This is a genomic window from Nitrosomonas sp. ANs5 (genome assembly GCF_050584665.1).
Classification (GTDB): domain Bacteria; phylum Pseudomonadota; class Gammaproteobacteria; order Burkholderiales; family Nitrosomonadaceae; genus Nitrosomonas.
In genome coordinates this window covers 15,916-41,824 of sequence record NZ_JBEUDO010000012.1, presented here as the reverse complement: position 1 = coordinate 41,824, position 25,909 = coordinate 15,916, and the positions used below count along the sequence as shown (strand labels likewise).

Annotated in this window: 25 protein-coding genes and 1 tRNA gene; 10 read left to right on the top strand and 16 right to left on the bottom strand. The window is 53.0% G+C overall.

The genetic code is table 11. The features are described from left to right. The first annotated feature begins 64 nt into the window (after positions 1 to 64). Together ABTW62_RS04775 and ABTW62_RS04770 are read left to right on the top strand one after the other, a co-directional pair. A complete protein-coding gene (locus ABTW62_RS04775) occupies positions 65 to 829 on the top strand; it encodes a 3',5'-cyclic-nucleotide phosphodiesterase (protein ID WP_430903462.1) in 765 nt (254 codons plus the stop codon). Positions 830 to 846: 17 nt separating this feature from the next. Continuing rightward, positions 847 to 3,222, top strand: a complete 2,376-nt coding sequence (locus ABTW62_RS04770; protein ID WP_430903441.1) for a GspE/PulE family protein — start codon at positions 847 to 849, stop codon at positions 3,220 to 3,222. 187 nt (positions 3,223 to 3,409) lie between these two features. Here the strand turns inward: ABTW62_RS04770 and ABTW62_RS04765 are convergent, their stop codons facing one another. From ABTW62_RS04765 to ABTW62_RS04710, 12 genes are all read right to left on the bottom strand, one after another. Continuing rightward, the gene (locus ABTW62_RS04765) at positions 3,410 to 3,868 is read right to left on the bottom strand and encodes a pilin (RefSeq protein WP_430903440.1); all 459 of its coding nucleotides are present in this window, start codon (positions 3,866 to 3,868) and stop codon (positions 3,410 to 3,412) included. Positions 3,869 to 3,979: 111 nt separating this feature from the next. Next, the gene (locus tag ABTW62_RS04760; RefSeq protein ID WP_430903461.1) at positions 3,980 to 5,848 is read right to left on the bottom strand and encodes a complex I subunit 5 family protein; all 1,869 of its coding nucleotides are present in this window, start codon (positions 5,846 to 5,848) and stop codon (positions 3,980 to 3,982) included. Continuing rightward, positions 5,731 to 7,233: a complex I subunit 5 family protein gene (locus tag ABTW62_RS04755; protein ID WP_430903439.1), complete on the bottom strand. Its 1,503-nt coding sequence runs from the start codon at positions 7,231 to 7,233 to the stop codon at positions 5,731 to 5,733. The genes ABTW62_RS04760 and ABTW62_RS04755 overlap by 118 nt, the downstream gene beginning before the upstream one ends. Further along, positions 7,230 to 8,768 (bottom strand): complex I subunit 5 family protein, encoded by a 1,539-nt coding sequence (locus ABTW62_RS04750; protein ID WP_430903438.1) that lies wholly within the window; start codon positions 8,766 to 8,768, stop codon positions 7,230 to 7,232. Before ABTW62_RS04750 ends, ABTW62_RS04755 begins: the two co-directional genes overlap by 4 nt. A gap of 513 nt (positions 8,769 to 9,281) precedes the next feature. Continuing rightward, the gene (locus tag ABTW62_RS04745) at positions 9,282 to 9,587 is read right to left on the bottom strand and encodes an NADH-quinone oxidoreductase subunit K (protein ID WP_430903437.1); all 306 of its coding nucleotides are present in this window, start codon (positions 9,585 to 9,587) and stop codon (positions 9,282 to 9,284) included. Then, a complete protein-coding gene (locus ABTW62_RS04740; protein ID WP_430903436.1) occupies positions 9,587 to 10,270 on the bottom strand; it encodes a Na(+)/H(+) antiporter subunit B in 684 nt (227 codons plus the stop codon). The genes ABTW62_RS04745 and ABTW62_RS04740 overlap by 1 nt, the downstream gene beginning before the upstream one ends. Before the next feature lie 26 nt (positions 10,271 to 10,296). Further along, entirely contained in the window at positions 10,297 to 12,669 is a 2,373-nt protein-coding gene (locus ABTW62_RS04735) for a phosphoketolase family protein (RefSeq protein WP_430903435.1), read from the bottom strand. Between the two features lie 48 nt (positions 12,670 to 12,717). After that, positions 12,718 to 13,890, bottom strand: coding sequence for an acetate/propionate family kinase (locus ABTW62_RS04730; protein ID WP_430903434.1), 1,173 nt, complete (start codon positions 13,888 to 13,890; stop codon positions 12,718 to 12,720). 467 nt (positions 13,891 to 14,357) lie between these two features. Beyond that, complete coding sequence (locus ABTW62_RS04725; protein ID WP_430903433.1) at positions 14,358 to 14,675, bottom strand: Na(+)/H(+) antiporter subunit B; 318 nt, start codon at positions 14,673 to 14,675, stop codon at positions 14,358 to 14,360. Then, positions 14,663 to 14,962, bottom strand: a complete 300-nt coding sequence (gene mnhG / locus ABTW62_RS04720; RefSeq protein WP_430903432.1) for a monovalent cation/H(+) antiporter subunit G — start codon at positions 14,960 to 14,962, stop codon at positions 14,663 to 14,665. Before mnhG ends, ABTW62_RS04725 begins: the two co-directional genes overlap by 13 nt. Beyond that, positions 14,949 to 15,230 (bottom strand): monovalent cation/H+ antiporter complex subunit F, encoded by a 282-nt coding sequence (locus ABTW62_RS04715; protein WP_430903431.1) that lies wholly within the window; start codon positions 15,228 to 15,230, stop codon positions 14,949 to 14,951. Before ABTW62_RS04715 ends, mnhG begins: the two co-directional genes overlap by 14 nt. A gap of 112 nt (positions 15,231 to 15,342) precedes the next feature. Beyond that, positions 15,343 to 15,852: a Na+/H+ antiporter subunit E gene (locus ABTW62_RS04710; protein ID WP_430903430.1), complete on the bottom strand. Its 510-nt coding sequence runs from the start codon at positions 15,850 to 15,852 to the stop codon at positions 15,343 to 15,345. 546 nt (positions 15,853 to 16,398) lie between these two features. On the opposite strand from ABTW62_RS04710, the gene ABTW62_RS04705 reads away from it, so the two are divergent. The 3 genes from ABTW62_RS04705 (at position 16,399) to ABTW62_RS04695 (ending at position 18,861) form a co-directional block, all read left to right on the top strand. Beyond that, positions 16,399 to 17,013, top strand: coding sequence for a peptidoglycan-binding domain-containing protein (locus tag ABTW62_RS04705; protein ID WP_430903429.1), 615 nt, complete (start codon positions 16,399 to 16,401; stop codon positions 17,011 to 17,013). A 446-nt stretch (positions 17,014 to 17,459) separates the two neighbouring features. After that, positions 17,460 to 18,689 carry an aspartate kinase gene (locus ABTW62_RS04700; RefSeq protein ID WP_430903428.1) on the top strand — a complete coding sequence of 410 codons (1,230 nt, stop codon included), beginning with the start codon at positions 17,460 to 17,462 and terminating at the stop codon, positions 18,687 to 18,689. A gap of 79 nt (positions 18,690 to 18,768) precedes the next feature. Continuing rightward, positions 18,769 to 18,861, top strand: a tRNA-Ser gene (locus ABTW62_RS04695). A 290-nt stretch (positions 18,862 to 19,151) separates the two neighbouring features. Here ABTW62_RS04695 and ycaC read toward each other — a convergent pair. The 3 genes from ycaC to ABTW62_RS04680 all read right to left on the bottom strand — a co-directional run bounded on the left by ycaC (position 19,152) and on the right by ABTW62_RS04680 (position 21,197). Next, a complete protein-coding gene (gene ycaC, locus ABTW62_RS04690; RefSeq protein ID WP_430903427.1) occupies positions 19,152 to 19,787 on the bottom strand; it encodes an isochorismate family cysteine hydrolase YcaC in 636 nt (211 codons plus the stop codon). 108 nt (positions 19,788 to 19,895) lie between these two features. Continuing rightward, entirely contained in the window at positions 19,896 to 20,246 is a 351-nt protein-coding gene (locus tag ABTW62_RS04685) for a SnoaL-like domain-containing protein (RefSeq protein ID WP_430903426.1), read from the bottom strand. Positions 20,247 to 20,288: 42 nt separating this feature from the next. Continuing rightward, positions 20,289 to 21,197 carry a pirin family protein gene (locus tag ABTW62_RS04680; RefSeq protein WP_430903425.1) on the bottom strand — a complete coding sequence of 303 codons (909 nt, stop codon included), beginning with the start codon at positions 21,195 to 21,197 and terminating at the stop codon, positions 20,289 to 20,291. Positions 21,198 to 21,352: 155 nt separating this feature from the next. On the opposite strand from ABTW62_RS04680, the gene ABTW62_RS04675 reads away from it, so the two are divergent. From ABTW62_RS04675 to ABTW62_RS04655, 5 genes are all read left to right on the top strand, one after another. Continuing rightward, complete coding sequence (locus ABTW62_RS04675; RefSeq protein WP_430903424.1) at positions 21,353 to 22,003, top strand: LysR family transcriptional regulator; 651 nt, start codon at positions 21,353 to 21,355, stop codon at positions 22,001 to 22,003. Between the two features lie 35 nt (positions 22,004 to 22,038). Beyond that, positions 22,039 to 22,278 carry a LysR substrate-binding domain-containing protein gene (locus tag ABTW62_RS04670; RefSeq protein ID WP_430903423.1) on the top strand — a complete coding sequence of 80 codons (240 nt, stop codon included), beginning with the start codon at positions 22,039 to 22,041 and terminating at the stop codon, positions 22,276 to 22,278. A 448-nt stretch (positions 22,279 to 22,726) separates the two neighbouring features. Then, the gene (locus tag ABTW62_RS04665; protein WP_430903422.1) at positions 22,727 to 23,161 is read left to right on the top strand and encodes a hypothetical protein; all 435 of its coding nucleotides are present in this window, start codon (positions 22,727 to 22,729) and stop codon (positions 23,159 to 23,161) included. A 264-nt stretch (positions 23,162 to 23,425) separates the two neighbouring features. Continuing rightward, positions 23,426 to 24,163, top strand: a complete 738-nt coding sequence (locus ABTW62_RS04660; protein WP_430903421.1) for a DUF481 domain-containing protein — start codon at positions 23,426 to 23,428, stop codon at positions 24,161 to 24,163. Between the two features lie 130 nt (positions 24,164 to 24,293). Further along, positions 24,294 to 25,391 (top strand): alkene reductase, encoded by a 1,098-nt coding sequence (locus ABTW62_RS04655; protein ID WP_430903420.1) that lies wholly within the window; start codon positions 24,294 to 24,296, stop codon positions 25,389 to 25,391. A gap of 104 nt (positions 25,392 to 25,495) precedes the next feature. On the opposite strand, the gene ABTW62_RS04650 is transcribed toward ABTW62_RS04655, so the two are convergent. Further along, a complete protein-coding gene (locus ABTW62_RS04650) occupies positions 25,496 to 25,702 on the bottom strand; it encodes a cold-shock protein (RefSeq protein ID WP_090411996.1) in 207 nt (68 codons plus the stop codon). Positions 25,703 to 25,909: the final 207 nt, after the last annotated feature.

Below are 25,909 nucleotides of genomic sequence, written 5' to 3'. Positions count from 1 at the left end.
CATCCATGGCAACGGCTCAGCCATCGGCAAGTCTTGTCAAATCGGAGAGGGAGGTGATGCAATCTTGAAGCTGAGGATATTGGGTTGTAGTGGTGGCATAGGCGAGGGGGCATATACCACCGCGTTGCTGCTGGATGAGGATATTCTGATCGATGCCGGCACCGGGGTGGGTCAGCTTGGCTTGAATGCGTTGTTGAAAATCGACCATGTGTTCGTTACCCATTCCCATTTGGATCATATTGCGTTTATCCCTTTTCTGGTCGATACGGCCGGCTGTCAGCGCGCCAAGCCACTGACCGTACATGCCTTGCCGGCCACCTTGCAGAGCCTGCAACAGCATGTGTTCAATGGGCATATCTGGCCCGATTTTTCCATTATCCCCAATGCCCGGCAGCCTTATATGCGCTACCAGCCGCTTACGGTGGGTGAAACTATTATGCTGGATGGACGCAAGATCACGCCGTTGCCGACACATCATGTCGTGCCTTCGATCGGTTACCGGCTAGATTCCGGGCGGGCCAGCCTGGTATTCACAGGTGACACCACCGCGCATGAGCCACTATGGGAAGCAATCAACCGCATTGATAATTTACGCTACCTGATCATCGAATCGGCCTTCAGCAATGCGAAACGGGACATCGCTCTGCATGCGAAACATCTCTATCCAGCCATGCTGGCCGATGGGCTGAATAAGCTTCGGCATGATGCCGAAATATATATTACTCACTTGCGCCAGGATGAAGCGGATTTGACCATGTGCGAAATTACCGCATGTGTTACGCGGAGTCACCCACGCAGATTATTGAGCGGCCATATTTTCGAGTTCTAGGATGGAGGAAAGCGGACATGCCTATCAAGGTACAGCCGGATGTAGCAAGTTTCCCAGGTCAGCGCGACTGGCTGGGCTTGGTGCAGCAGTTTCAGGCGGTAATAGGGAAGATTGAAGCAGCTGGAAATATCGATGTCATCCTGGCCGAGATAGGCCAAGACCTTTGCCGATTGTGTCAAGCTGACCAGTTGATGATTTATGCGGTCAGCGAGGACGGGACTGGCATGCTTTCGCAGGTAACCAGTGGCCTGGAGACAGCCAATCGGATGTTTCAGTTGCCGATCGATGGACACAGTCTGATCGGCTACGCTAGCCTGCATAAAAGAGTGATCAACCTCGAAGATGCAACCGATCCTGCTGAACTCAAGGCGAAAGGTGTTCAGCTGCATTGGTTGCAGAAAGTTGAAGCGTGCTTCGGTGTTCGTTGCAGGCAGGTGCTGGTAGTCCCGATTTTAGGCCGCAGCCACCATGAGTTGCTGGGCATGGTACAGATTGTCAACCATCAGAATGATCAGCCTTTTGTGCAAGATATGGCAGACAGTGTGAGCGGGATTTGCCAGGCGTTGGCGAGTGCTTTTCAACAGCAGCGACGGCCACGGCTGTTCACGCGCACCCGTTACGATCGCTTGATTGCCACCGGTGTGATCGGTGCCTCGGAATTCGAATTGGCCAAACAGAAAGCGCGTGCAACAGGGGGCAACCTGGAAGACATTTTGCTCGATACGTTCCAGATTGAACCCGCTCAGATTGGCGCAGCGCTGGCCGCCTTCTTCGGTGTCAGATACGAGCCCTACCAAGCGGACCGTGCCAGGCCGCTCGTCTTGTTGAAGTATCTCAAGCGAGAGTTTGTGGAGAGCAACAGCTGGCTGCCGATAGACGACGGTATGGATAGCTTGACGGTGCTGACGCTGGACCCCGAACGCATCAAGACGTTGGGTATCGTCAACCAGGTTTTTCCCGAACGTAAGGTTATCTATACAGTCTGCACCCAGCGTGAATTCCGGGCAACCCTGGATTTGTTTTATGGGGAGGACGGACTGAAAGAGGGTGGGGATAGTATTGATAGCATGCTGTCGCGTTTCGTTGAAGAAACGGAAGAGCCCGCCAGTGAGCTCGATGAGGCCCTGGCAGCGGCGGATAACGAGCTGGTCAAGCTGGTCAATCGCATCATTATGGATGCCTACAAGATGGGCGTATCCGATATTCATGTCGAACCATTGCCCGCTAAAGGCAATACCCGCATCCGCTTTCGTAAAGACGGCTCCTTGATGCCTTATATCGAGTTGCCGGCGCGTTATCGCAACCCGTTGATTACGCGTATCAAGATTATGTGTGATCTGGATATTTCAGAGAAGCGCAAACCGCAGGATGGCAAAATCAATTTTCGCAAATTTTCTACTCTCGATATCGAGTTGCGAGTGGCGACCATTCCTTCGGCTGGCGGAGTGGAAGACGTGGTCATGCGGATACTGACTGCGGGTGAGCCGATTCCGCTGGAGAAGATGGGATTTGCCGGGCCGAATCTGCAGGTGCTCAAGTCGCTGATTGCTAAACCCTACGGCTTGTTCTTCGTTTGCGGTCCGACCGGTTCCGGCAAGACCACCACCCTGCATTCCATCCTCAAGTACCTGAACACACCGGCAACCAAGATTTGGACAGCGGAGGACCCGGTTGAAATCACGCAATCAGGCTTGCGTCAGGTGCAAATCAATCCCAAAGCCGGCCTGACCTTTGCAACGGTGATGAAATCCTTTTTACGGGCCGATCCGGATATTATCATGGTGGGAGAAATGCGCGACCGGGAAACCACTAGCATGGGCATCGAAGCGTCGCTTACCGGCCATCTGGTGCTTGCCACGCTGCATACCAACAGCGCGCCGGAATCCATCATCCGGTTGCTGGATATGGGAATGGATTCATTTAACTTTTCCGATGCATTGCTGGGTATTCTGGCGCAGCGCCTGGTCAAACGCTTGTGCCGGTGCAAGCGGCCGCATGTGGCCAGTCCGGAAGAACTCCGCCTGCTGCTGACCGAATATTGCATGGATCTGAAACAGGTCGATCAATTTAAGGCGGAGCCCAGTGCCGCCTACCGGCAAATCTTGGCGCGCTGGATAGAACAGTATGGTGAGGCAGATGAACGTATCAGGCTGTATGAACCGATAGGCTGTGACCACTGCAACGGTACTGGCTACGCTGGCCGGGCCGCCCTGCATGAACTGCTCACTGCCACCGATGCCATGAAGAAAAATATTCAGGAGCGCGCGCGTGTGGCCGAAATGCTCGTCACCGCACTGCGCGAGGGCATGCGCACGCTCAGGCAGGACGGGATCGAAAAAGTCTTGCAGGGCATTACCGATATGCGCCAAGTTCGCGCAGTGTGCATCAGATGATACAGCTGGCATCCTGAATTCTTTGAATGAAGGGATGGGATGCCTGCGGTACTCAGGCGCGGCATGGCACCGCGCCTGAAATGATCCAGCTTAAGTGGGGCACCCATTGGGGCGGTGGGTCGATGGCAACAGGCTGAATGGATGTCTGGTGTCAGTCGACTATTGTGCCTGGCATGGATGCGTGGTTTCAGCTCTCCTCAACGCCGCCAGCTTCGGCTGGGGCACGGCAGTTGGGCGGAACATGATTGCTGCTGCCAGCGGTTTGCGTGCAAGTCCAAATGATTGCGCTGCCTGTCGAGCCTGGTTGTGTCGGGGCAAACACCAATGTGACACCTCCGGCTGCAGGGGTGGTTGTGACAGTAATATTACCCGAGGAAGATTCGCAGGTCATTGAATTGATATTTGTCGTCGGGGTCGTGATGGTGGTGACCCCCAGGCAGGCGTCAGCAGGGGGTTCGCCACCATTGACCGCGATATTCTCGCTGACGGTGGTCTTGGCAGCCGATGCCATGCTGATTGCTTCAGTAATACGGGCGCGGATGGTGTAATCCTGATAAGCAGGAATAGCCAGTGCCGCCAAGATACCGACGATCGCCACCACGATCATCAGTTCAATGAGGGTGAAGCCTTTAACGTTGCGTTGCATCAATGTAGTTCTCCTTCGAGAGTAGTTAAGAGAGTTGAATAAGCAAAATTTACGACTATGCTGTGCCATGACAAGTCTTCAGAAACGATATCGACGGCTGCCCAAGCTGCTTTAGCGCAGGCTGGCATTGGCCAGGATCAAGCCGAGCAGTATAAATCCTGTCAGGGCCAGTGGCCACCAGGCAAGCCAAGTTTCTAGTTTTGTGCTGATCTTTTGCCAGTCCAGGCATGTGCGCAGTGCCAGGAATTTTAGCCTGCTGGTATCCAGCCAGCGGGGCAAGTCATCGCGGCCCAGTCGCCGGCAGCCAGCCAGTATGTACATGACTGTCCGTTCATAGACTGTCAGCATGTCGCCAGGTGGCAGGTGGAGCGTGTTCAATACCTTGGTGGCCCGCTGCAGGCATGATTGGGAACGGCTGATATAGAGCACAACCAGCGCGGCTGGCAATACCGGTAACAGGCTGTCCAGCAATGCGCGCCCCGACCAGTGAAAGGGCGAGATCCAGTCCATGCCCAGCGGGAAGGCGGCGATGCTGGCAAGCAGGATGCACCATGGCCACTGCCATCTGATCGGTGCGGCATTGTCAGGCGGTTGGGCAGGGTTGCGGGGTGCGGTCATGAGCAGGAATCGCCCCAGCAGCAGGGTTGTGGCGATGGCGCTGGCGGGCAGCAGCACTTGCCATGGCATCGCCCAGTACTCGGTCAATTGCAGTGTTTGCTGTTTGAGGAGCGTTTTGGCCAGCATGCCGCTGGTAAAGGGTGCGCCGGCCAATGCCAGAGCAGGTAGCCAGAGTCCTATCCAGACCCATTTATGTAAGCGGGTATCACCTTGATGAAGTATGCCGACCCCCAGAAACAATGCGCCCTTAGCCAGACCGTGATGCAGTACATAAATCAGCAGTGTCGAGAGTATGGCGGGCCAGGCGTGCGGCGCCAACAAGCCGAGTCCGATGGTCGCGGTCAGAATGCCCATTTGGCTGATGCTGGAGTAGGCCAATAAGGTTTTGGCGTCACGTTGGGTGAGTCCAATCACAACTGCGTAAAATGCGGCAGTCAGACCCAGGACGATCCAGAATGCGCCCCATGCTGGCAGCATGGTTTCGCCCAACGGCAGCAGCCGCAACCAGCCAAGCAGGCCTGCTTTAATCATGACCCCCGAGAGTACAGCGCTGGCCGGAGCGGGTGCGACCGGGTGCGCGAGTGGCAGCCACACATGCAATCCAAGCACGCCGGCCTTGATGCCGAAACCCAGCCAGGCCGCCAGCAATATCATATCCAGCCAGGCAGAATGTCCGAGTACCGGGCGGGCATGCTCGAACGAAAGCGTTCCAGCCGCAGCGGCGGCCAAGAGCAACGCGGCAAAGATGGCGGCCTCCCCGAGCACGACCAGAATGATATAGCGGGTGCCTGCACGCCAGGCCTCGGCCGTGCGCGTGTGAATGATCAGGCCATAGGAGGCAAAACTCATTAGTGTGAAAAAGAGATAAAAATTCAGCATGTCCTGTGCCAGGATCAGGCCGATATTGCCGGCCAGCGCCAGATTGAACCAGGAGAAAAAGTGTACTTGCCGTGATACGGGCACACTCGTGCTGGCATGCCAGCCAGCTATTCCCCACAATAATCCCGCCAGCAGCAGAAATAGCCGGCTGACCGGATCCAGCCCCCACAGGCTGCCGAGCAGCAGCCACGGGACTTCAATCAGCAGATCGGGTGATGGCAAAATGGCTGTAAGCAGTGCGGGGAATGCACCCCAGGGCGCCAGCCGTAGAGCAATGCCGGGCCTGCGCGGCAATGGCAAAATCAGGCCCAGCAACAATGGCCAGGCAACAGCAGCAATCAGGAGTGTCGGCAACAGAATGTTCATCAGCGCCAGAATTGACTGTGAATGATGAATAACGCCCATTCCAAGGGGCTGTATGGAAGCGCTGCCAGCATGCCGGCCGCCAGTGACAACAGTGCCGTCGCGACCGGAGGGAGTAATAATGCCCAAGTAGTTTCCTGATTGGCAGGCTTGCGCATTGCCAGCCAGCTGACTGGCGGATCACAGAACCATACTGCATAGATTATCGGTAAAAAATAGGCAGCGTTCAGCAAGGTGCTGGCGATCAGTATCCAGATGACCCAGTTCTGTTCCATTTGCAGGGCCCCCAGGCCGAGATACCATTTGCTGATGAATCCGGCAATCGGTGGCATGCCGATCATGCCCAGTGCGGCCAGGGTAAATGCGCCCATGGTGAATGGCATGCGCTGACCTACGCCCTTCATCTCGCTGATGTTGTGGATACCGAGCGTTTCGGCCAGATTGCCCGCGCAGAAAAATAGCGTGATTTTCATCAACCCCTGGTGTACAAGGTGGACCAGCCCACCGATTGCAGCCAAGGGGCCTGCCAGCGCGATACCCAGCGTAATGTAGGACACCTGGCTGACGGTTGAGAAGGCCAGGCGGCGCTTCAGGTCGTCCTGGAACAGGGCGCGCAGCGAACCATAGAGAATGGTCACTGCTGCGATGATCGCGAGCGGTGTGGTGACCCCTAGCTCCTGTGCGGCGAACTCAATGCCAAACACATCATACAGAACGCGTACAATCCCAAAAACACCTGCCTTGACGACCGCGACCGCATGCAACAGCGCGCTGACGGGCGCCGGGGCGACCATGGCCTGCGGTAGCCAGCTATGTAAGGGCACCAATGCGGCCTTAACGCCCAAGCCCGCGACCAATAGAATGAAAATGGCAGTCAGGTCGGCATGGTGCGCCTGCCCGAGATCCCGCACGAATCCACCTTGTGGCACGAACTCGAGTGTACCGGTGAGGGTATATAACCAGACGGTTCCCACCAATAGTAAAGTGCCGCCGCCGATAGTGTAAACCAGATAAGTTTGCCCGGCACGCCGCGCGATGTCAGTCCCGCGATGCACGATAAGTGGATAGGTGGCCAGTGTCAGCAGCTCATAAAAAAGGAGAAAAGTGAATAGATTGCTGGCCATGGCCACGCCTGCGGTCGCGGCCAGGCAGAGGCTGAAGAACCCAAAGAAGCGGCTGCGGTGAGGCGATCCTTCCAGGTAACCGACAGCGTAGATGGTGGTTGCCAGCCACAATACCGATGACAAACCCAGAAACAATACCGAAAGCGGTCCTACTTGCAAGGCAAGGTCGAAATCAGGCATGAGCGCAATCCTGGATTCGAAATGCTGCCTGCGGTAGACATGCCAGATCATCCACCCAACCATACCCAGCTTGATCAATGCTGCCAGCAGGTTGAGCGTTGTTCGGGTGCGCACACTGTTCTCGGGCAGCATGAATATGATCACACCCAACGTCAGTGGGCCCGCTAGAATCAGCAATGGTAGCCAGCTTTGTATGCTCATGGCTGGCTGCCGGAATGGATGGAATCAAAGGGGCTGCCAACCGCCAACAAAGCGAGTGGCTGCGTAGCGAACAATCCAAGCAGCAATGAGCCGATCGCGAGAATCAAGGCGCTCCATTGCATTGCGGCGGGAACTGACTGCACGGCATGGGGTGTGGTTGTCTGGTTGAAGGCGTGGCCGATGACCTTGAATATAGCACCCGCCGCCAGCAGGCCCCCTACCAGGATGATGATCGCCCATCCCCAGTGGCCTTGGGAGATGGCGGCTTCTAGCAACAACCATTTTCCGATGAAACCGCCGCTGGGTGGCAGTCCTATGATACTGACACCCGCCAGCGCAAAGGCCATCAGACTGACCGGCAGTTGCTGCGCAACCCGTTCGAGTGCGGTGATTTGATCATGTCCAGCGAACAACTGAATATTGCCTGCTGCCAGAAACATGGCACCCTTGGCCAGCGCATGCGACAAGGCTAGATAGAGCGCGCCATACCAGGCGCCGGTATGGCCTGCGGCAAGCGGGAAGGCAATAAACAGATAACCCAGTTGCGCGACGGTCGAGTAGGCAATCAGCAATTTCAAGCGGACCTGGCGCAGCGCCTGGAGTGAGCCCCATATGACTGCGGCTGCACCCATCAGACCCAGCAAATCTGGCACGGCCGGATTGAATGTTTCGAATAACGTCAGCCATAGCCGCAGCAAGAGATAAAAAGAGGCTTTGACTACCAGGGCGGATAACAATGCGCTGACGGGTGCGGCGGCGCTGCCATGCGCGGCGGGTAGCCAGAAATGCAAGGGGAACAATCCCGTCTTGAGCGCCAATCCTGTTGCCATCAGCCCCAGTGACGCAAAGGTGGCTGGCACGGCCGTCATGCGTTCGGCAAGCAGGGTGAGATCGACGGTGGCAAAGGCATGATAGAGCAGCGCGACACCGAGCAAATAGCATAAAGATCCGAGCAGGTTGATCAGCAGATAACGCATGGCGCTGGTGAGTGCTTCCTGGCTGCCAGTCAGCGCAGTCAGGGCGACTGCGGAGAGGCCTATCAATTCCAGTGTGACATATAGATTGAAGATATCCGCTGACAAAAATAGCGCATTCAGGCCTGTCCAGAGCAGCAGCCATAATGGCCAGAAATATTCTCCCTTGTCTGTCTGCCAGACAAGCCTTGAACCGGATCGCTTGTTGAATGGGACGGAATCCGTCGCAGTGGATGCCCGGTTGTCGACCGATTGCATGCGGAAGTAGGCGGGCGCATACCAGCTGACTGCCAACCCTACCAGCGAGCACATACTGAGCATGGTGATGCTCAAGCCATCCAGATAAAGCTCGATGCCCAGGGGGGCGCCCCAGCCACCGATTGGATAGTGCTGCGTGCCAGCTGATGCAAACAATTGCATCAGCAAGGCAGCCAGTGAGCCATTGATAGCGAGCGCAGTGCCTATTCCGAGCCAGTGGGATTGCGTGTGGAATATGAAAGTGAGCAATGCGCCGCTCAATGGCAGGCCGATCAGTAGAATGCCCCAGTCGAGCATCAGCATAGACAAATCATCCTAGAATCCGGTTGGACGGGCTGGAATGTGCGGTTTGTAGGCCCCAGTGCAAGACACAACCTTGTCTCTCTCATGGTGATGCCATTCCAGAGCGTTGTAACGCTGCCATATGGCTTGAAGACTGTACCATTCGGCTCCTAGTGTTGCCTGCAATGCACTCTATACGCATTCAGCGACAGCAACGCTCATCGCGCAATTTTTTTCTCCCCAACGAGAATGGTTTAGAAGCATATCGCTGTTCATAATGCGCAGCGTTCATCCGCCACCATCTCCTGGCATGCAGTAATCACAACCCAATTGGCGGAGGGTGGCTTGTTGAGCTGATGAACCGGCAGAAAGCGACACTTAGGGAGATTGTAAGTCTGCAAAAGGGAAAGTCAACCGACGGTTGTGACGAGCGGGGGTCTGGGGTAAAAAATAGCATACCAACGTGGCCGGGCTGGCAGATTTATCTCTTGATGAACGCCTCGGGCTCATCGCGCCCAACCGAGGATACCGGAATCATTCTCGTTCTTCGGGAAGCGTGGTGTGGCCAGTGAGCGCATGTATCCGGACAATGATTGCCAGACCCAATGCCGTTGCGGCAATATCCACAACGATACCAGTGATTACCATGGCATGCGGCACCGGATCAGTGAGGCCATCGGCCAGCCGGCGCGTCAATCCCCCTAGTACTAGAAAGATCCCTCCGCCCAAGATGTTGATCGCGAGTAACTTGCGCAAGAGATGCGCCTGGGTGATCAAAGCGTACAATCCCAGCGCGAACAGACCCAGCCCGGTCAATCCATACAATAGTGCGGTTACCATCAGCGCGGCGCTGTTCTGCCCAGCAGAAACAGCGTGACGAGCGTGATGCCGATCGATAGCGTGGCGAAGGTTTCGATGAATAGTATCAGCATGTGCGCTTGACCGTGGGGGTAGGAGAAGAAATGCATGCCATGGATCCAGCCATTTGCTGCGGCCAGTAGAAAGGCAATGAGCCCGGCGGCCATTATCCCGCGCAGATAGTATCGCATAGGGTCAACGGGCAGGTGCCAACCTGTCAAATTGAGCAGTACCCCGAGCGCTGCCAGCAAGGCACCGGCCTGGAAAGCGCCACCGGGAGCATGAGCACCGGCCCAGAGTAGATAACCGACTGTCAGTATGATCAATGGTGTGAGCAAACGTGTCAGGCTATCCAGTACCGCCGCGGGTGCGACCGGCGGCATTTCCTGTATGGGCGCAAGCGACCATGTGCCAATCAGCGCTAGCAACAGTACCGCCATTTCCAATAGCGTGTCATAGCCGCGAAAATTGAGCAATACGGCAGTCACGGGGTGTGATACCCCGCTTTTTGCCATGTTGTCGGCTACAGCCAGCGCCAGTTCTGGTGAGGCTGGTGGCAGCGATACGATGGTGAATGCAAGACCAAATGCCATCCCAGCTACCAGGAGAGCAGCCAACAGACGGACGGCATACCAGATGAAGCGCGTCATGAATGTTTGATTCACTATGCGATTCAACTGAGGTTTTGGCTTCATGACGCCGCCCATTTCCAGTTTCTGATTTCCGGCATATCTTCACCATGACGATTAATGTATTCACGATGTTCGACCAATTTGTCGCGCATGATTTGCCGGAGATAAGCCGCTTTGTAGCCCAGTTGCGGCACACGGTCGATAACGTCGTCGACCAGATGGAAACGGTCCAGATCGTTGCGCACCGCCATGTCGAACGGTGTGGTGGTGGTCCCTTCTTCCTTGTAGCCGCGTACATGCAGGTTATGGTGGTTGGTGCGACGATAGGTCAGGCGATGAATCAGCCAGGGATAACCGTGATAGGCGAATATGATCGGCTTGTCGGTAGTGAACAGCGTATCGAATTCCTTGTCGGACAGACCCTGTGGATGCTCTTGCTCATGCTGCAGGGTCATCAGATCGACTACGTTGATGACGCGCACTTTGAGTGCGGGCATATGCTCGCGCAGAATCTGGACTGCTGCCAGGGCCTCGATCGTGGGGACATCGCCGGCGCAGGCGATGACGACATCCGGTTCGCCGGCCTGATCATTGCTGGCCCAGCCCCATACGCTGATCCCGGCCGTGCAGTGTTTGATTGCAGCATCCATATCCAGCCATTGCAGCTGGGATTGCTTCCCAGCCACGATGACATTGACGAAATCGTGGCTGCGCAGGCATTTGTTGGTGATGTACAGCAAGCAATTGGCATCGGGTGGCAGATATACGCGAATAATGTCGGCCTTTTTGTTGATGACGTGATCGATGAAGCCCGGGTCCTGGTGCGAGAAACCATTGTGATCCTGTCGCCAAACATGGGAAGTCAACAGGTAGTTGAGCGATGCGATAGGCCTGCGCCACGGGATTTCCTTGCTGACTTTGAGCCATTTGGCATGCTGGTTGAACATCGAATCAACAATATGGATGAAGGCCTCATAACAGGAAAACAGGCCATGCCGGCCAGTCAGGAGATAGCCTTCCAGCCAGCCCTGGCAGGTGTGCTCGCTCAGGATCTCCATCACTCGGCCGTCCGGTGCCAGATTATCATCTTCGGGCAGGGTTTCCGCGAGCCAGGTCTTGGGTGTGACTTCGTATAAGTCTCCCAGCCGATTGGAGGCTGTTTCATCCGGTCCAAAGACCCGGAAATTACGGGCTTCCAGATTCAAGCGCATGGTATCACGCAGAAAGCTACCCATAATGCGGGTCGATTCGGCCATGGTTTGCCCGGGTTGCGTGACGCTGACTGCGTATTCGCGAAAATCCGGCATGCGTAGTTGTTTCAGCAATAACCCGCCATTGGCATGCGGATTGGCGCCCATGCGCCGATTGCCGGTTGGCGCGAGTGCCTGTAATGCTTCGACCAGTTTTCCTTCTGCATCGAAGAGTTCTTCTGGCCGGTAGCTTTTGAGCCAGGCTTCGAGTTGTTGAATGCGTTCTGGCTTCTTTGTCAGGTCTGAAAGCGGCACCTGGTGGGAACGCCAGCTGCCTTCCATCTTGAGGCCGTCGACTTCTTTGGGGCCGGTCCACCCTTTCGGGGTGCGCAGGATGATCATCGGCCAGCGCGGCCGCTGTGTGACGCCATTGAGACGGGCCTGAGTCTGGATAGATTTGATTTCCGAGAGTACTTGATCCAGCGTGCTGGCCATGAGCTGGTGCATCTCGAACGGGTCTTCTCCCTCGACGAAATAAGGTTGGTAGCCATAACCATGAAACAGCTGCTGCAATTCATCACGGCTGATGCGCGCCAGAATGGTGGGGTTGGCAATTTTATAGCCGTTTAAATGCAGGATGGGCAGTACCACGCCATCATTGGCTGGGTTAAGAAATTTGTTGGAGTGCCAGGCCGTTGCCAGCGGACCGGTTTCAGCTTCACCATCGCCTACGACGCAGGCAGCGATCAAATCCGGATTGTCGAATACCGCGCCGTACGCGTGGGATAACGCATAGCCGAGCTCGCCGCCTTCATGAATCGACCCCGGGATTTCCGGTGTGGCATGACTGCCGATGCCGCCCGGGAACGAGAACTGGCGGAACAGATGTTTCATGCCCCGGACATCCTGGGAAATATCTGGATAAAGTTCGGAATAGGCGCCTTCAAGATAAGTGTTGGCGACAAGTGCGGGGCCGCCGTGACCAGGGCCGGCGACATAGAGCATGTTTAGGTCGTCGCGCTTGATGATGCGGTTAAGATGCACATAAATGAAATTCAATCCCGGGGTTGTGCCCCAATGCCCCAGTAAACGGAGCTTGATATGTTGTGCAGTGAGTGGTGTTTGCAATAATGGATTGTCCAGCAGATAAATTTGGCCAACCGAGAGATAATTGGCTGCGCGCCAATAGGCATCGATTTTTTGCAGTTCATCGTCGGTCAGGGCTTGTGGATTCTGAGTCATATTGAGTTACCTCGCTAAGCTTAAGTCAAAGAGCAAAATTGCCTTGGTTCATGCTGTGATAAGTTGCAGCGTATGGCGGGCGATGACGATTTCCTCGTCGGTGGGCAAAACCAGAACTTTGACCTGGCTGTCATCGGCACTGATGCGGGCCGCATTGGTCTGATTGGCGGACGCATCGAGTTTGATGCCGAGCCATTTGAGGCGGGCGCATATCTGCGTGCGAATGGCGGCTGCGTGTTCGCCGATTCCGGCCGTGAAAACCAGGCCATCGATTCCCTCCAAGGCGGCCATCATTGCACCGATATGACGGCAAATCTGCCATACGAAAAGATCGACAGCTTGTTTGGCGAGAGGGTGGTCGCTTGCCAGCAGGGTACGCATGTCTGCGCTGATGCCGGACACGCCCAGTAGGCCGGCACGACGGTGTAACAGCTCGGTTAAATGATCATGATCCATCTGTTGCTCGCGCATCAGGTAAAGCAGGACAGCCGGGTCAAGGTTGCCGCAACGCGTTCCCATGGGTAAACCTTCCAGCGGCGTGAAACCCATCGTCGTGGCAAGACTTTTACGCCCTTTCAGCGCGCATAAACTGGCGCCATTGCCAAGATGCGCGACCACAATACGGTTTTCCGCCTGCTCCCCCATGTGGTCAGGCAAAATCTGGGCGATGTATTCATAGGAAAGACCGTGGAAACCATAACGCCTAATTCCGTTGTCTGTCAAATAGCGCGGTAAGGCATAGATTTGTTCAACATCCGGCATGGTGTGATGAAACGCAGTGTCGAAACAGGCTATTTGCCGCATGGCTGGCCGTAGCTGCTGGAGCGCCCTGATTCCCGCCAGACTGTCGGGTTGATGGAGAGGGGCGAGCGGAATTAACTGGAACAATCGTTCCAGGATGGGTTCATCAATAATGACCGGTAGGCTGAACTGCGATCCTCCATGCACGATACGGTGACCTACTGCCGAGGGCTGCTGATTGCCTGCCTGCGTTTGCAGCCATTGTAAAAGCAATTCTATTGCATTTTCATGACAGGAAATATCGACGGATTGTTGCCAGAGCATATCGCCCTGGTCATTCTTGACCTCGAACCGGGAAGCGGTGCCACGGATCTCGATTTTTCCCTGATAGAGCTTTGATAAATTACTGTGCTTCGCCTGATACAGTCCGAATTTGACGCTGGAGGACCCGGCATTGAGGACAAGTATGATTTCGTTCATGTATGCCACCTCCAAATAACGATCTCACCGGTTTTTATGTCTCTAGGAGGCTATCCGAGAATAGACTGATCTACTGCGGACGAGCCTCATTGGTCGGATTTTCCGATCCTTTTCGTTAAATAGAACGACTATTCGCCTCAAATGATCGAAAAATCCAACTCAACCAGCCTCGCCCTCGCTACGATCGCTATTCTCGGACAGCCTCCTAGACTGTTTTCAGTTTCGGTGCGGTGCATGCAATGTATCCTAAAACTGACGAGGGATTATCCTGTGCTGCATACGTCCTGTTGACAATTGTATGACTGCATGTCAGTTTTTGTTAAACCTCGAAATTTCGGCTGGACAGGCTCTGTGTGCGATTTTCAGCTCACGGGGGCAAGACGTCACTTGACTGCAGGGCGATGCCTTTCCACGTGGGCGCCATGTGGCCTGAAAGCTGTGCAACCCGGCGCGTCGCACGATTGCCGTCAATGTGGTGTGCGTGTTTGATGCTGGCCGCTTTGTGACGACTCATCTGCGGCTTGATTGTCATCGAAACGTTCCAATCGCGCCCAGGCGGAGAGCAGCAATGCGCCGGTCAGTCCGGCACCAATGGCGATTTCCGCCAGCGCGATATCGGGCGCGTCCAGACGTATCCAGGCAAGTGCCAGTAGCAAACCAAAAGCGATGTACAAAACAATCGCACGAAATAAATTACGGCCGAATAAGGCAAATCCAGCGGTTAGTAGTAATAGCAACGCAAGCAGAACGTCGAATGCGAGCGTAAGTGCTGTCAGCGTTTCCATGGCAAGATCCTCTTTCGGCGTGCGGTACGGGCAATCAGATGACAGGCGGCGGCGGATGCGAGCAATACCAGCAACCATATCATCAAAAGCTTGCCCACGATAGCCCAATTGTCTGCTTGAATGACAAGTCCCGCGATGATGAGTCCCAATCCTAAATTATCCGCCTTGGTCAGCGCGTGCAGACGGGTGAAGATATCCGGAAAGCGTAGCAGTCCGACAGTGCCGGCGAGGAAGAAAAAAGCCCCTGCCATGAGCAGCAGGATGGTAAGGCTGTCAGCTGGATTCATCTTCTGACTCGGAAATTGTCTGCCAGGCCCGGTGTACGAAAGCTACGACCGTAACCGTTGCCAGTAGCGCGAGCAGCAATGCGGCATCGCGAAATGCGGGCTGTTCGGCCAATTGCGCGAGGATCAGTAAAATGGCGACTGCGGTGGTGCCGAATAGTTGTGCTGCCAACATCCGGTCAGCGGCAGTCGGCCCGCGCAGGATCCGCCACATGCCGGCCATTAATGTCAAAAACAGGAAAAAAGTGATCCATAGATAAATCAAAGTCATGGGAGCCGTTCCATCTGGTTGGAGTCGAGCATGCTCCGGTTGCGTGCATGATAAACAGGCGATTCCGTCGCACCTCGTGGGGTGCGCTTGTAAGTCTGGTCGATGATAGCTATCATGAACAGTCCTGCCGGCCGGTTATGGCTGTGCCTGGGGTCGCCTGCAGGTAAGCGCCAGACAGTTGCGCCACATGCTGCTCCAGCTGGGTGAGTTCACGCCAGTAGTGGCTGCGGCTATCGAGTACATGTACAAACAAATCTGATCCTTCCAGTTCTGCTGCTAGCGTGCCAGGTAATAAACTGACAACATTGGCCATGAAGATTCTCGGAAAGCCTTCGGGCAGGCGCAGCGGATACCTTATCAGAATGGGATCGATGTGCAAACCGGGGCGCAATGCCCGCCAAGCCACATCCACACAGCTGATCAGGGAGCGCTCGATGAAAAATGGTATGAACCGCAGCAAGCCTATCAATGGCCAGGTGCGTGCAGGTATCAGGCGGCGGCTGATTTCCGTGGCCACCATTATCAGGATGCCGCCCAGCCACCAGGCATCGAAATTGCCTTCCGTGAGCGCCCACCACAAAAGCGCGAATATGCTGCCGCGCAAAACCAGGCTGAGTATCATGCTTGATCTTCCTAAGTGAGCCGTTATTTTAGAACCTAATCCTGGGATAGGCGAATGTTATGCGCAGAATCGCGTGCTTCCGGCTATTTGCGCCAGGGCGTGTTCAGGTAAACGCTTAGGCAATAACTGCTTTTGCACTTGCATGACGGGTGTGGCCGGGTGTCCCCATGATCCTGAAAAACTGAAAGTAAGCTGGCCTATGCAGGTGACAGTCAGTGAGACCTACTGAAAAAGTCGGTGGATAGGGCCATTATTCGGGTAATTGCGCCCGAGGGTATAAGGATAAGCTATTCAGCTACCGCATGTCGCGATTCAGGGGCATGCGGCTTTATTTTTTCTGATCGGACGTTTTCGTTCAAACAAAATTGAATTGATCCCGCGAGATCACGTAGTAGAATGGAAGCATTCCGGAAAAAAGAGGCCACTCTAAAACCAAATTTTTGTTTTCGTGTTTTATTGTAATTATTCCGCTTTAGTTTGAATTTTTAGAGAAAGCCAGAGATTTCTGGAAAGCCTGTTGGTTCTTTTTCATAAGGAGATTTGAAAATGAAAACAGTAAATTTGGATTCTTTAGCAAAAGGTGTTCTGCCGTTAGTCGTCGCCGGCATTGTCTCGGGCTGTGGTGGTGAAACAGAGGAAGTCGCCAAACAAGATCAGGATCCCGATAGAGTGGCGGAATTCATTCAGAGTGAAGATGTCATGCCAGAACCCGTTGCGCCCGTCGCGCCAGCGGCACCAGCACCAGCACCCGCAGAGCCTGTGGAGGAAACGCTGGAGTCAATTCTGGAGAAGGCCGATGAAATTATCCAAAGAACTGAATCATCGATTGCTTCCTTGAATGATGTAGATACCACAGCGGAATCGGAAGAAATTGCGGCAGGTGTTGTCGATGAGCCTGTATCTCTGGCGGCATTGGCAACAGAATCCGCCCAGGATACTGCAGAGGCTTTTGAAGATGGTCTTGAAGTCGTCAAGGCAACACCGGAATTGATCCGCAAGGTTCAACGAGCATTAACAGATGCGGGATTTAATCCTGGCGCTGCTGATGGACTGATGGGGCCGCGTACCATGCGTGCACTGACCGATTTTCAGCAGCAACACCAGCTTGCCAAGGGTGAATTGACAAAAGAAACCTTGAGAGAATTGGGTGTGTCTTTCTGAGCGTTATTGCTTGCCGAGAAACCCGGCCTGGCCGGGCATCTCTCAACCGGGCCGACGGATTGGGTCATTACGGGCAGTGAGTGCCTGCGCGTTGAGGGAATCATTCGATGGTCGAGCCTAAAAACCTCAGTTAGATGAGGTTTGGGGTGCATGAGTTTTTATTTCTGACGAGGTGTAATTGCCAAGCTATCGCGCTGTCGCGAAAGTTAAGCTACAGCGTGCTCTAAACAGCACAGCGTGATTCCCCTTTGCCTTGAGTTCAGGATGTCATTTAAATTTGGTTGTTTAATTCAAGCTTTTATTCCTTTCTGATAATGGCTGACTGCGTTTTTAGGTTGAAATGAACCCTTATTGTTATTCTGCCCTCAAATAGAATTCTTTTGCAGAAGTGTGTACAATCTGCGGCCGGTTAGACCATTCTTTCAATAGTTGAGAAATATTTTTCCGTGGCTTTTTTTGTTCAAAAATATGGCGGCACTTCGGTAGGCAGTACGGAGCGCATCAAGAATGTTGCCCGGCGTGCGGCAAAATTTCGTGCCGCAGGGCATGATTTGGTGATCGTTGTCTCTGCCATGAGCGGTGAAACCAACCGTCTCATTTCGCTGGCCAAAGAAATTCAGCCTGATCCTGATCCACGTGAGCTGGACGTCATTCTCTCGACGGGCGAGCAGGTTTCTATCGCGTTGTTGGCGATGGCTTTGCATGGGCTGGGAATCAAGGCAAAAAGCTATACTGGTTCTCAGGTCAGTATTACGACGGATAATGCGCATACCAAAGCACGCATCCTGAAAATCGACGAGGATCGTATTCGTGCCGACCTGGCGGCCGGTTACGTGATCATTGTTGCCGGGTTTCAGGGTAGGGACGAAGCGGGCAATATCACGACATTGGGGCGTGGTGGTTCGGATACGACGGCTGTCGCGCTCGCGGCCGCATTAGGTGCTGATGAATGCCAGATCTATACGGATGTCAATGGTATTTACACGACGGATCCACGGGTTGTGCCAGAGGCTAGGCGGCTAGAGACCATCACATTCGAAGAAATGCTGGAAATGGCGAGCCTGGGTTCCAAGGTATTGCAAATACGATCGGTGGAATTCGCGGGGAAATATAAAGTCAAGCTCAGAGTCCTTTCCAGCTTTGAAGAGGATGGAGAGGGTACGCTGATTACGTTCGAGGAAAATCAAAACATGGAACAGCCCATTATCTCCGGCATTGCATTCAATCGTGACGAGTCGAAAATTACGATCGTGGGCGTACCTGATCATCCTGGCATTGCATATCAAATACTGGGCCCTGTGGCGGATGCCAATATCGATGTGGACATGATCATCCAGAACGTTGGTCATGACGGGACAACTGACTTCTCGTTTACCGTCAATCGCAACGAATATGCCAACACCATGAAGATTCTGGAGGAGCAGATATTGCCCCACATTGGTGCGCGCGAAGTGATAGGCGGCAATAGAATCGCCAAAGTCTCGGTGATCGGCGTCGGTATGCGCTCCCATGCCGGTATCGCCAGCAAAATGTTCCGTGTCCTGGCGGAAGAAGGTATCAATATTCAAATGATCGCAACGTCAGAAATCAAGGTTTCTGTTGTGGTGGATGAAAAATATATGGAGCTTGCCGTGCGCGTGCTGCACAAGGCGTTTGAACTTGATCAGGCAAAGTAACATAGACATCCAAAAACATGCTAACATTAAAGACTCGCTGACATGCGGGCAATCGCCTGCTGTTGCGCAAGTCTTCTTCGGAGAGGTGGCCGAGTGGTCGAAGGCGCTCCCCTGCTAAGGGAGTATAGGCTCAAAAAGCTTATCGAGGGTTCGAATCCCTCTCTCTCCGCCAGTTTCATATCCTTGCAAGTCCGCAGAAACCAATAAACAAGCGCATTTGCAAGAATTAATTGTCCGTAGTTATTCTGGCTTATCCGTTTGCATCCAGCCTAAAACAGGGGTGGCTTTAGGGGTAACATTTTTCACAACTGCACAAGTTACCCCACTAAGTAAGAATCAAAGGGGTCGGATTCGATTGATTTCTTATAATTGCTATTGATTCGTTACCCTGTTGATTTTGAAACTTTCTTGATCTGCCGAACTTATTGGTGCCCCATGAAAATAGCTCATGGAATTATTCTTCTATTTTTTACTCATGGCAAAGTAGCTCGTCATCAGATTCCGGTAGTTTGGGATGTAGCTGGATAATAATGCGCCCAAACCTTCAACATCGTTACGCCAGTCTCGATGAAGCTCGCAAGCCACACCGAACCAGTTCATTAACTGCACCCCGGCAGACTGCATTCTCATCCAAGACGCGTTACGGGTCACTGTATTGAAAGTGCCGGAAGCATCGGTAACAACGAACACTTCATAGCCTGCCTCCACAGCGGATAATGCCGGAAAGGCCACGCACACTTCAGTCACCACACCCGCTATGATGAGTTGTTTACAGCCAGTCTTTTTGACTGCATCGACAAACTCTTCATTATCCCACGCATTAATGTTGCCAGGACGCGCAACATAAGGGGCTGCGGGAAAGATTTCCTTGATTTCCGGAACCAGCGGTCCATTTGGACCCTCTTCAAAGCTTGTTGTTAGAATTGTTGGCAGTTCAAAATACTTCCCACAGGCGGCTAGCGCGAGCACGTTGTTTTTAAATTCATTAGGTGAAAAATCTTGCACCAGAGAAATCAAACCGGATTGGTGATCCACCAACAGTAATGCAGCATCATCCCTGGAAAGCCGGTTATATTTAAAATCCTTATTCAATTTCATACTCCTCTGTGGTTAATTAAAATATACGATGATCATGAATTGGTTTGTGAGGCAGTCCTCCCGCCCACTGCCAAGCATCAAGCAGCTCACTGAATGGAAATCCTGGATTCAATATAATGCATAAAATCGGTCACTGATGATCTTCCCGTCTTGCCAATGCTGAACCGCCACCTGATCGAATTTCTTGTGACCAAGGTCCTGGTGCTTATACTCAAAACACCATTCCGTCATCGTCACGTTTTCACCCACAGCTGTCGATATGATCTCTGATTTCAACCACGCTTCCACGCCTTCAAACATTTCTGATTCACGTTTCTTGGCTTGCTCCAGGCCTTCAGCCACCACATCATTTTTTTCGATGACAACACAATTAGCGTGGTAGTACTTATCCATTGATTCCAATATCTCTCCTTTCAGAATCATGCGATTCAAGTCATTCAATTTTTCTTGCAAGGTCATTCTCATCTCCATGCACACTCAAAAACGTTACCCTTCACCCCGCTAACAAATCCTGGCTGAAGGTACTATATGCCCCATCTTACCGCTTTGGTAATCCGCTATCGCCTGACGAATTTCGTCCTGAGTGTTCATGACAAAGGGGCCACTTCCAACGATCGGTTCCTGTATTGGTTTGCCACTAAGCAACAATACGGTTGCGTTTTGTGCGTAATCGATATGAACGTGATCACCTGCCGGATCGAGCACGGCAATTTCCGCTGCGCCAATCGTTTCAGAACCATTCATCTGAATTGCGCCCTTGAGTACCGCAAGCAAGGTATTGTAGCCATCAGGGACATTAAGGATGATTGGTTGCTCGCTCTCAAGACGCATATCCCAAATATGAATTGGCGTAAACGTCTGGGCGGGCCCTGCAAGCCCATCGAACTCTCCTGCGATGACTCGTATGCTACCTTGGTCACCAGGTAGCTTGGCGGAGGGAATTTGATTATTCAGGATGCTTTGATAATGCGGTGGAGACATTTTATCCTTGGCAGGCAAGTTGACCCATAGCTGGACGGCTTCAAATAAACCACCCCGTTTAGCAAAATTCTTACCATGAAATTCCTCATGCACGATGCCAGATGCTGCCGTCATCCATTGCACGTCACCAGGCCCTATTATCCCTCCACCACCGGAACTGTCGCGATGCTCAACTTCTCCACTATAAACAATAGTCACCGTCTCAAAACCACGATGCGGATGCTCTCCGACACCGAGGCGCTTGCTTGTCGGCAAAAATTCCTCGGGGCCAGCGTAATCAAACAGCAGAAAAGGGCTGATCATTGGCCCAAGTTTTGGATAACTGAACAGTGTCCGCACAGGAAAGCCATCACCCACCCAGTGACGGTCAGTTTTACGTTCGATGAATCGCAACTTTTTTTCGGATAATCCAGGACTTTTTGCTAACATTTGCAGCCTCCTTTTTCGCTAACCCGGTAAAAATTTGAGATCGGGCCATGTGTTCATAATGACGCATGATGTGATTCAATGCGTTAAGATTACACTTTTCCCTCCTGGTTGAAAATTGCCGCTTCTTCGAAATTTGCGTTCGGAAATACAGAACAATGCAACATCGATTTGATGACATCCTTGCTTTCTTACAAGCGATAGAAACTCATAGCATTAGTGCGGCTGCGCAGCGACTGGGCTTGTCAAAGTCTGTTGTTAGTAAGCGTATCAGTGATCTTGAAACCAAGTTGAAAGTTAAATTGTTGCACCGATCCACCCGAGGGGTGGTTGCAACCGATAAAGGTGCTGCATTCTACCAACGCGCTCGTGCCATCATGCAGCAGCTTGACCAAGCATCGGAGGCGCTGTTAGAACAAGATGAAGATTTATGTGGAGTACTGCGTATTGCAGCGCCAATGTCTTTTGGAACAAGCTATCTTGGGCCAATTTTATTTTCGTTTATCAACCACTATCCACGCCTGAAACTTGCACTTGAGCTAAATGATCAGATTACTGATCTGTCTGGCGAGGGTTACGACCTTGGAATTCGTATTGGACGACTGCGCGATTCAACGCTAATAGCGCGCAAATTAGCTGTTAGCCGTCGCATAGCTTGTTGTAGTCCGGCTTATGCCCAGCGAGCTGGCTTGCCTGTCACCATTGAAGAGCTTGCCAATCATGCTTGCATCGGCTATTCAAATGTTTCGCCCAGCCAGATTTGGCAATTCGAGTCAGCAGAACCCGGCGGGCCCCCCGTCCGTTGGTAGTGCGCAGCAGGATTGTCATTAACAATGGTGAATCCATGCGAGATGCGGCCATTGCAGGACTGGGGATTGCCATTCTTCCTCTATTTATCGCCTCCAAGGCGTTGATGGAGGGCCGGCTAATCAACGCCCTACCTTCTGCAAACCCTGTAGCTGACACAATTTACGCAGTCTATCCACTAAACCGTCATGTCCCAAAGAAAGTCCGGATTGTGATTGATCACTTAGTTACCATGTTTCACAGGAATTTGCCCTGGGAAAAAGATTTGCAGCTATAGACTATTATAGAATCAAGGGGGCGTGCACCAGCACAAACTGGCAAGTGATAGCTGGTGAAAGTTAAATACAAGAAAGAAGTAGCAAATCATCTTGGCCCCGAGTCATGCGGGCCAACAAGGCCTAGTACTCCGTTCCGCCAAACCGCTTACATGAAATCGCGCCTTCGCCTGTCATGCGTTGTTGCAAATCCTCGCCATAGCTACGGCTATGACTGCGGTTTGCGCCTAGCCTGGCAGGCGAATCCATCGATTTCATTTGTAAGCTAATTGACGGAACGGAGTACTAGGCAGTGATCAATTCAAGGCTAGAATAGAGCGACAACTGAAGCGGCGTGTCTCACCCACGCCAAGGGGGAATCACAAATATGAAGATTATCGACGGAAAGCCATGATCAACCAAGTCTGATCCCATAGATTGGGTTATGTTCATCTGGTAGAGGAGAAAGCTATGACATGGGCAGAAAAAAGAATCCACGCCTATCGCGAAGGTCAACCAGCGACATTTATCGAGCGGTTGATTCTGAGTTTTACCCATCCAATTGCGCTGCTGTTGGCGATGATTGGGCTGCTGATGCTGATTGGCGGCCTATGGCTGCATGCCTGGCCATGGATTGGTGCAGGTGTAGCCGTATACTTGTTGGGTTTGGGGTACGGCTATTTCAGGGGTTGGCCTGACAGGAAGCTTGAATCCTACCGGTGCGGCGGGCAGGCGGGCTGGCTGGACCAGCGGATCCTGGAACATGCGCATCCACTGCATCTTGTTTTTGCGGCCGCTGGGTTCATCATGATCATCTTTGGTCTCTGGGTGCATGGCTGGCTCTGGATTGTCGCCGGCATCCTCCTGAACTTTGCCGGCCATGTCTATACCTGGCTGATAAAATAAACCCTTGCGATTCTGACAGCTACGGCAGGCTGGTCTTTTGGCCTGCGGCTTGATATCCTACCACATCCACCTGATTGCTGTTCCGGCGGCAGGCTGTTGCGTGACCGCCCTTTGGGGCGTCTTGGAAATGCTAAAGGCGGCAATGAAGGCTGCGGTCCCCTTTGTCCCTGGGCGTTCGTGCAGCAGATCGCTTTCTGTATAATAGTGCGGTTTCGAATGTAGGTCTGCCTCGCATCTGATTTGTTTCCCCCCGAGATTTTGTTGATGAAAACTCATGTCCGCGTGTTTGCGCTCGGCTTCCCTATTATGTTGCTTGGATTATTGTTCAGCCTGCTGGCGCACGCGGATGAGGAAGAGCCGGAAAGTCCATGGTCTGGCTCGGCCCGGTTTGGTTACTTGGCCACCTCGGGCAATACCAATACAGACAGCATCAATGGGCGGATGTCGGTGAAATACCGGCCTGGATCATGGAAGTATGATGCCTTTGCTGGCGGTCTGGGTGCCCGTGAGGATGGGCGCACGACGGCTGAGGCCTACGATGCTGGTGGTGGTGTGACTTATGATTTCAACAAGTTCGATTATGCGTTTGGTCGCGTCAACTGGCGCAAAGATAGATTCGGTGGCTTCAAGCAGCAAATCAGTGAGGCGATCGGATACGGTCGCCGGCTGGTCAACCTGCCCCGGCAGCACCTTAACGTCGAGATCGGTGCCGGTGCGCGGCAGTCCAGGCGGCGTACCGATGAAAATTTGAACGAGGGGATTTTGCGGCTGGCTACCGATTACGAATTCCGTTTTAATGATGTGGCGGCATTCAATTTCGACCTGGCCATGGAAAGCGGCTCCCATAATACCTTTGCCGAGGGCGTGGCAGCGATAAAGACCAAGCTGCTGGGCGCCTTAGGTATGGTGGCCTCCTACAAAGTTCGTCACAATTCCAATGTGCCTGCCGGAAACACCCGAACAGATACCTTCACGGCAATATCGTTGGAATATAAATTCTGAAACCGACGTGCCCATTTCGTCGGTGCTTGATTTGACGAGTGACTATCCTGAGCTTCGTACATCCTGCTGAAAATTGTATAGAGGCGTCATGTGTTGTTAGGCTATTTCTAGAAAATTACTGAGGAATATTATGTCCAGTACATCCAATTTGCTTGCATCTTTTGATTTGCATGGTTTGAAACTTGGGAATCGTGTTGTCATGGCGCCCATGACACGTGCCCGTGCTGGCGTGGCGCGCCTGCCGAACAGGCTTATGGCGGAATATTATGCGCAGCGCTCATCGGCTGGATTGATTATTTCCGAAGCGACCTCCATTTCCGAGCAGGGCAACGGCTGGAACGAATCGCCTGGAATATACACCGAGGAGATGGTGGCTGCCTGGAAGCTGGTGACCGCTGCGGTACATGCCAAGGGCGGAAAGATTTTTCTGCAGCTCTGGCATTGCGGGCGGGCTTCGCATAGCAGTTTTCATGATGGGAAGCCCGCCGTAGCACCTTCACCCGTCAGACTGAATGCCGACTATATTGCTACGCCCGAGGGGAAAGCCGCTACTGAAACGCCGCGTTCACTTGAAATCGATGAAATACCTGCAGTGGTCGATGATTATCGCAGTGCTGCTTTGCGCGCGCAGGCGGCGGGCTTTGACGGTGTCGAGGTGCACGCGGCCAATGGCTATTTGCCGGATCAATTCCTGCAGTCGAAAACCAATCACCGCACCGATGCGTACGGTGGCAGCATCGAGCGCCGCTATCGTTTTCTGCATGAAATCGTACATGCCATCTGTGAAGTGTTGCCATCTGGCAGGGTCGGCGTGCGCCTTTCTCCTAACGGATCATTCAACGACATGGGGTCGCCCGATTTCCGCGAACAATTCACTTATGTCGCTGAACAGTTGAACCCATTCGGCCTTGCTTATTTGCATGTCATGGATGGACTGGGCTTCGGTTTTCATGAGCTGGGCGAGCCCATGACACTGAGCGATTTTCGCAAAGTTTTTAATGGGCCCTTGATAGGAAACTGTGGCTACACCCAGGCGAGCGCGGAAGCCGCCATTGCTGCTGGCCATGCTGATTTGATCGCCTTCGGCCGGTCATTTATCAGCAATCCCGACTTGGTAGAGCGTTTTCGCCAGCATATGCCCCTCAGCCCGGATGCCGACATGGCGGATTGGTATAGCCCTACCGGGGCAAAAGGCTATACTGATTTTCCGGAGCTTGCTTCAGCGTGAATGAGGGGCAGTTTGAAGGTGCAAGACTTTGCGCGGATGGGAAAGCAGGACAATAAAAAACCCGGAAAACCGGGTTTTTTATTGTCCTTAAGAAGGGGGTGAGATTATTTCACCACCTGAATATTTGACGCCTGCAGGCCTTTGGGGCCAGTGGTGACGTCAAAAGTCACTTGTTGATTTTCTGAGAGCGATTTGAAGCCAGAATTTTGAATCGCGGAGAAGTGTGCAAAAAGATCATCACCTCCATCAGCAGGTGTGATAAATCCAAAACCTTTGGCGTCATTAAACCATTTAACAGTACCAGTTGCCATAATACGCATCCTTGCGATAATTTTTAAAAAGGGCGGTTGCCCGGTGTGACGAGGATCAAGACTCGGAGCTGACAAACTGGGATACCGCTAATAGTGGTACTACGTAAGTGCTGTCATACTTTGAAAACCCGTTACAGACAGTATGAACCGTTAGGTTAACAAACGCAAGCGAATTTTTTGCAGGAGGACATTGTTCAGCATACTTCC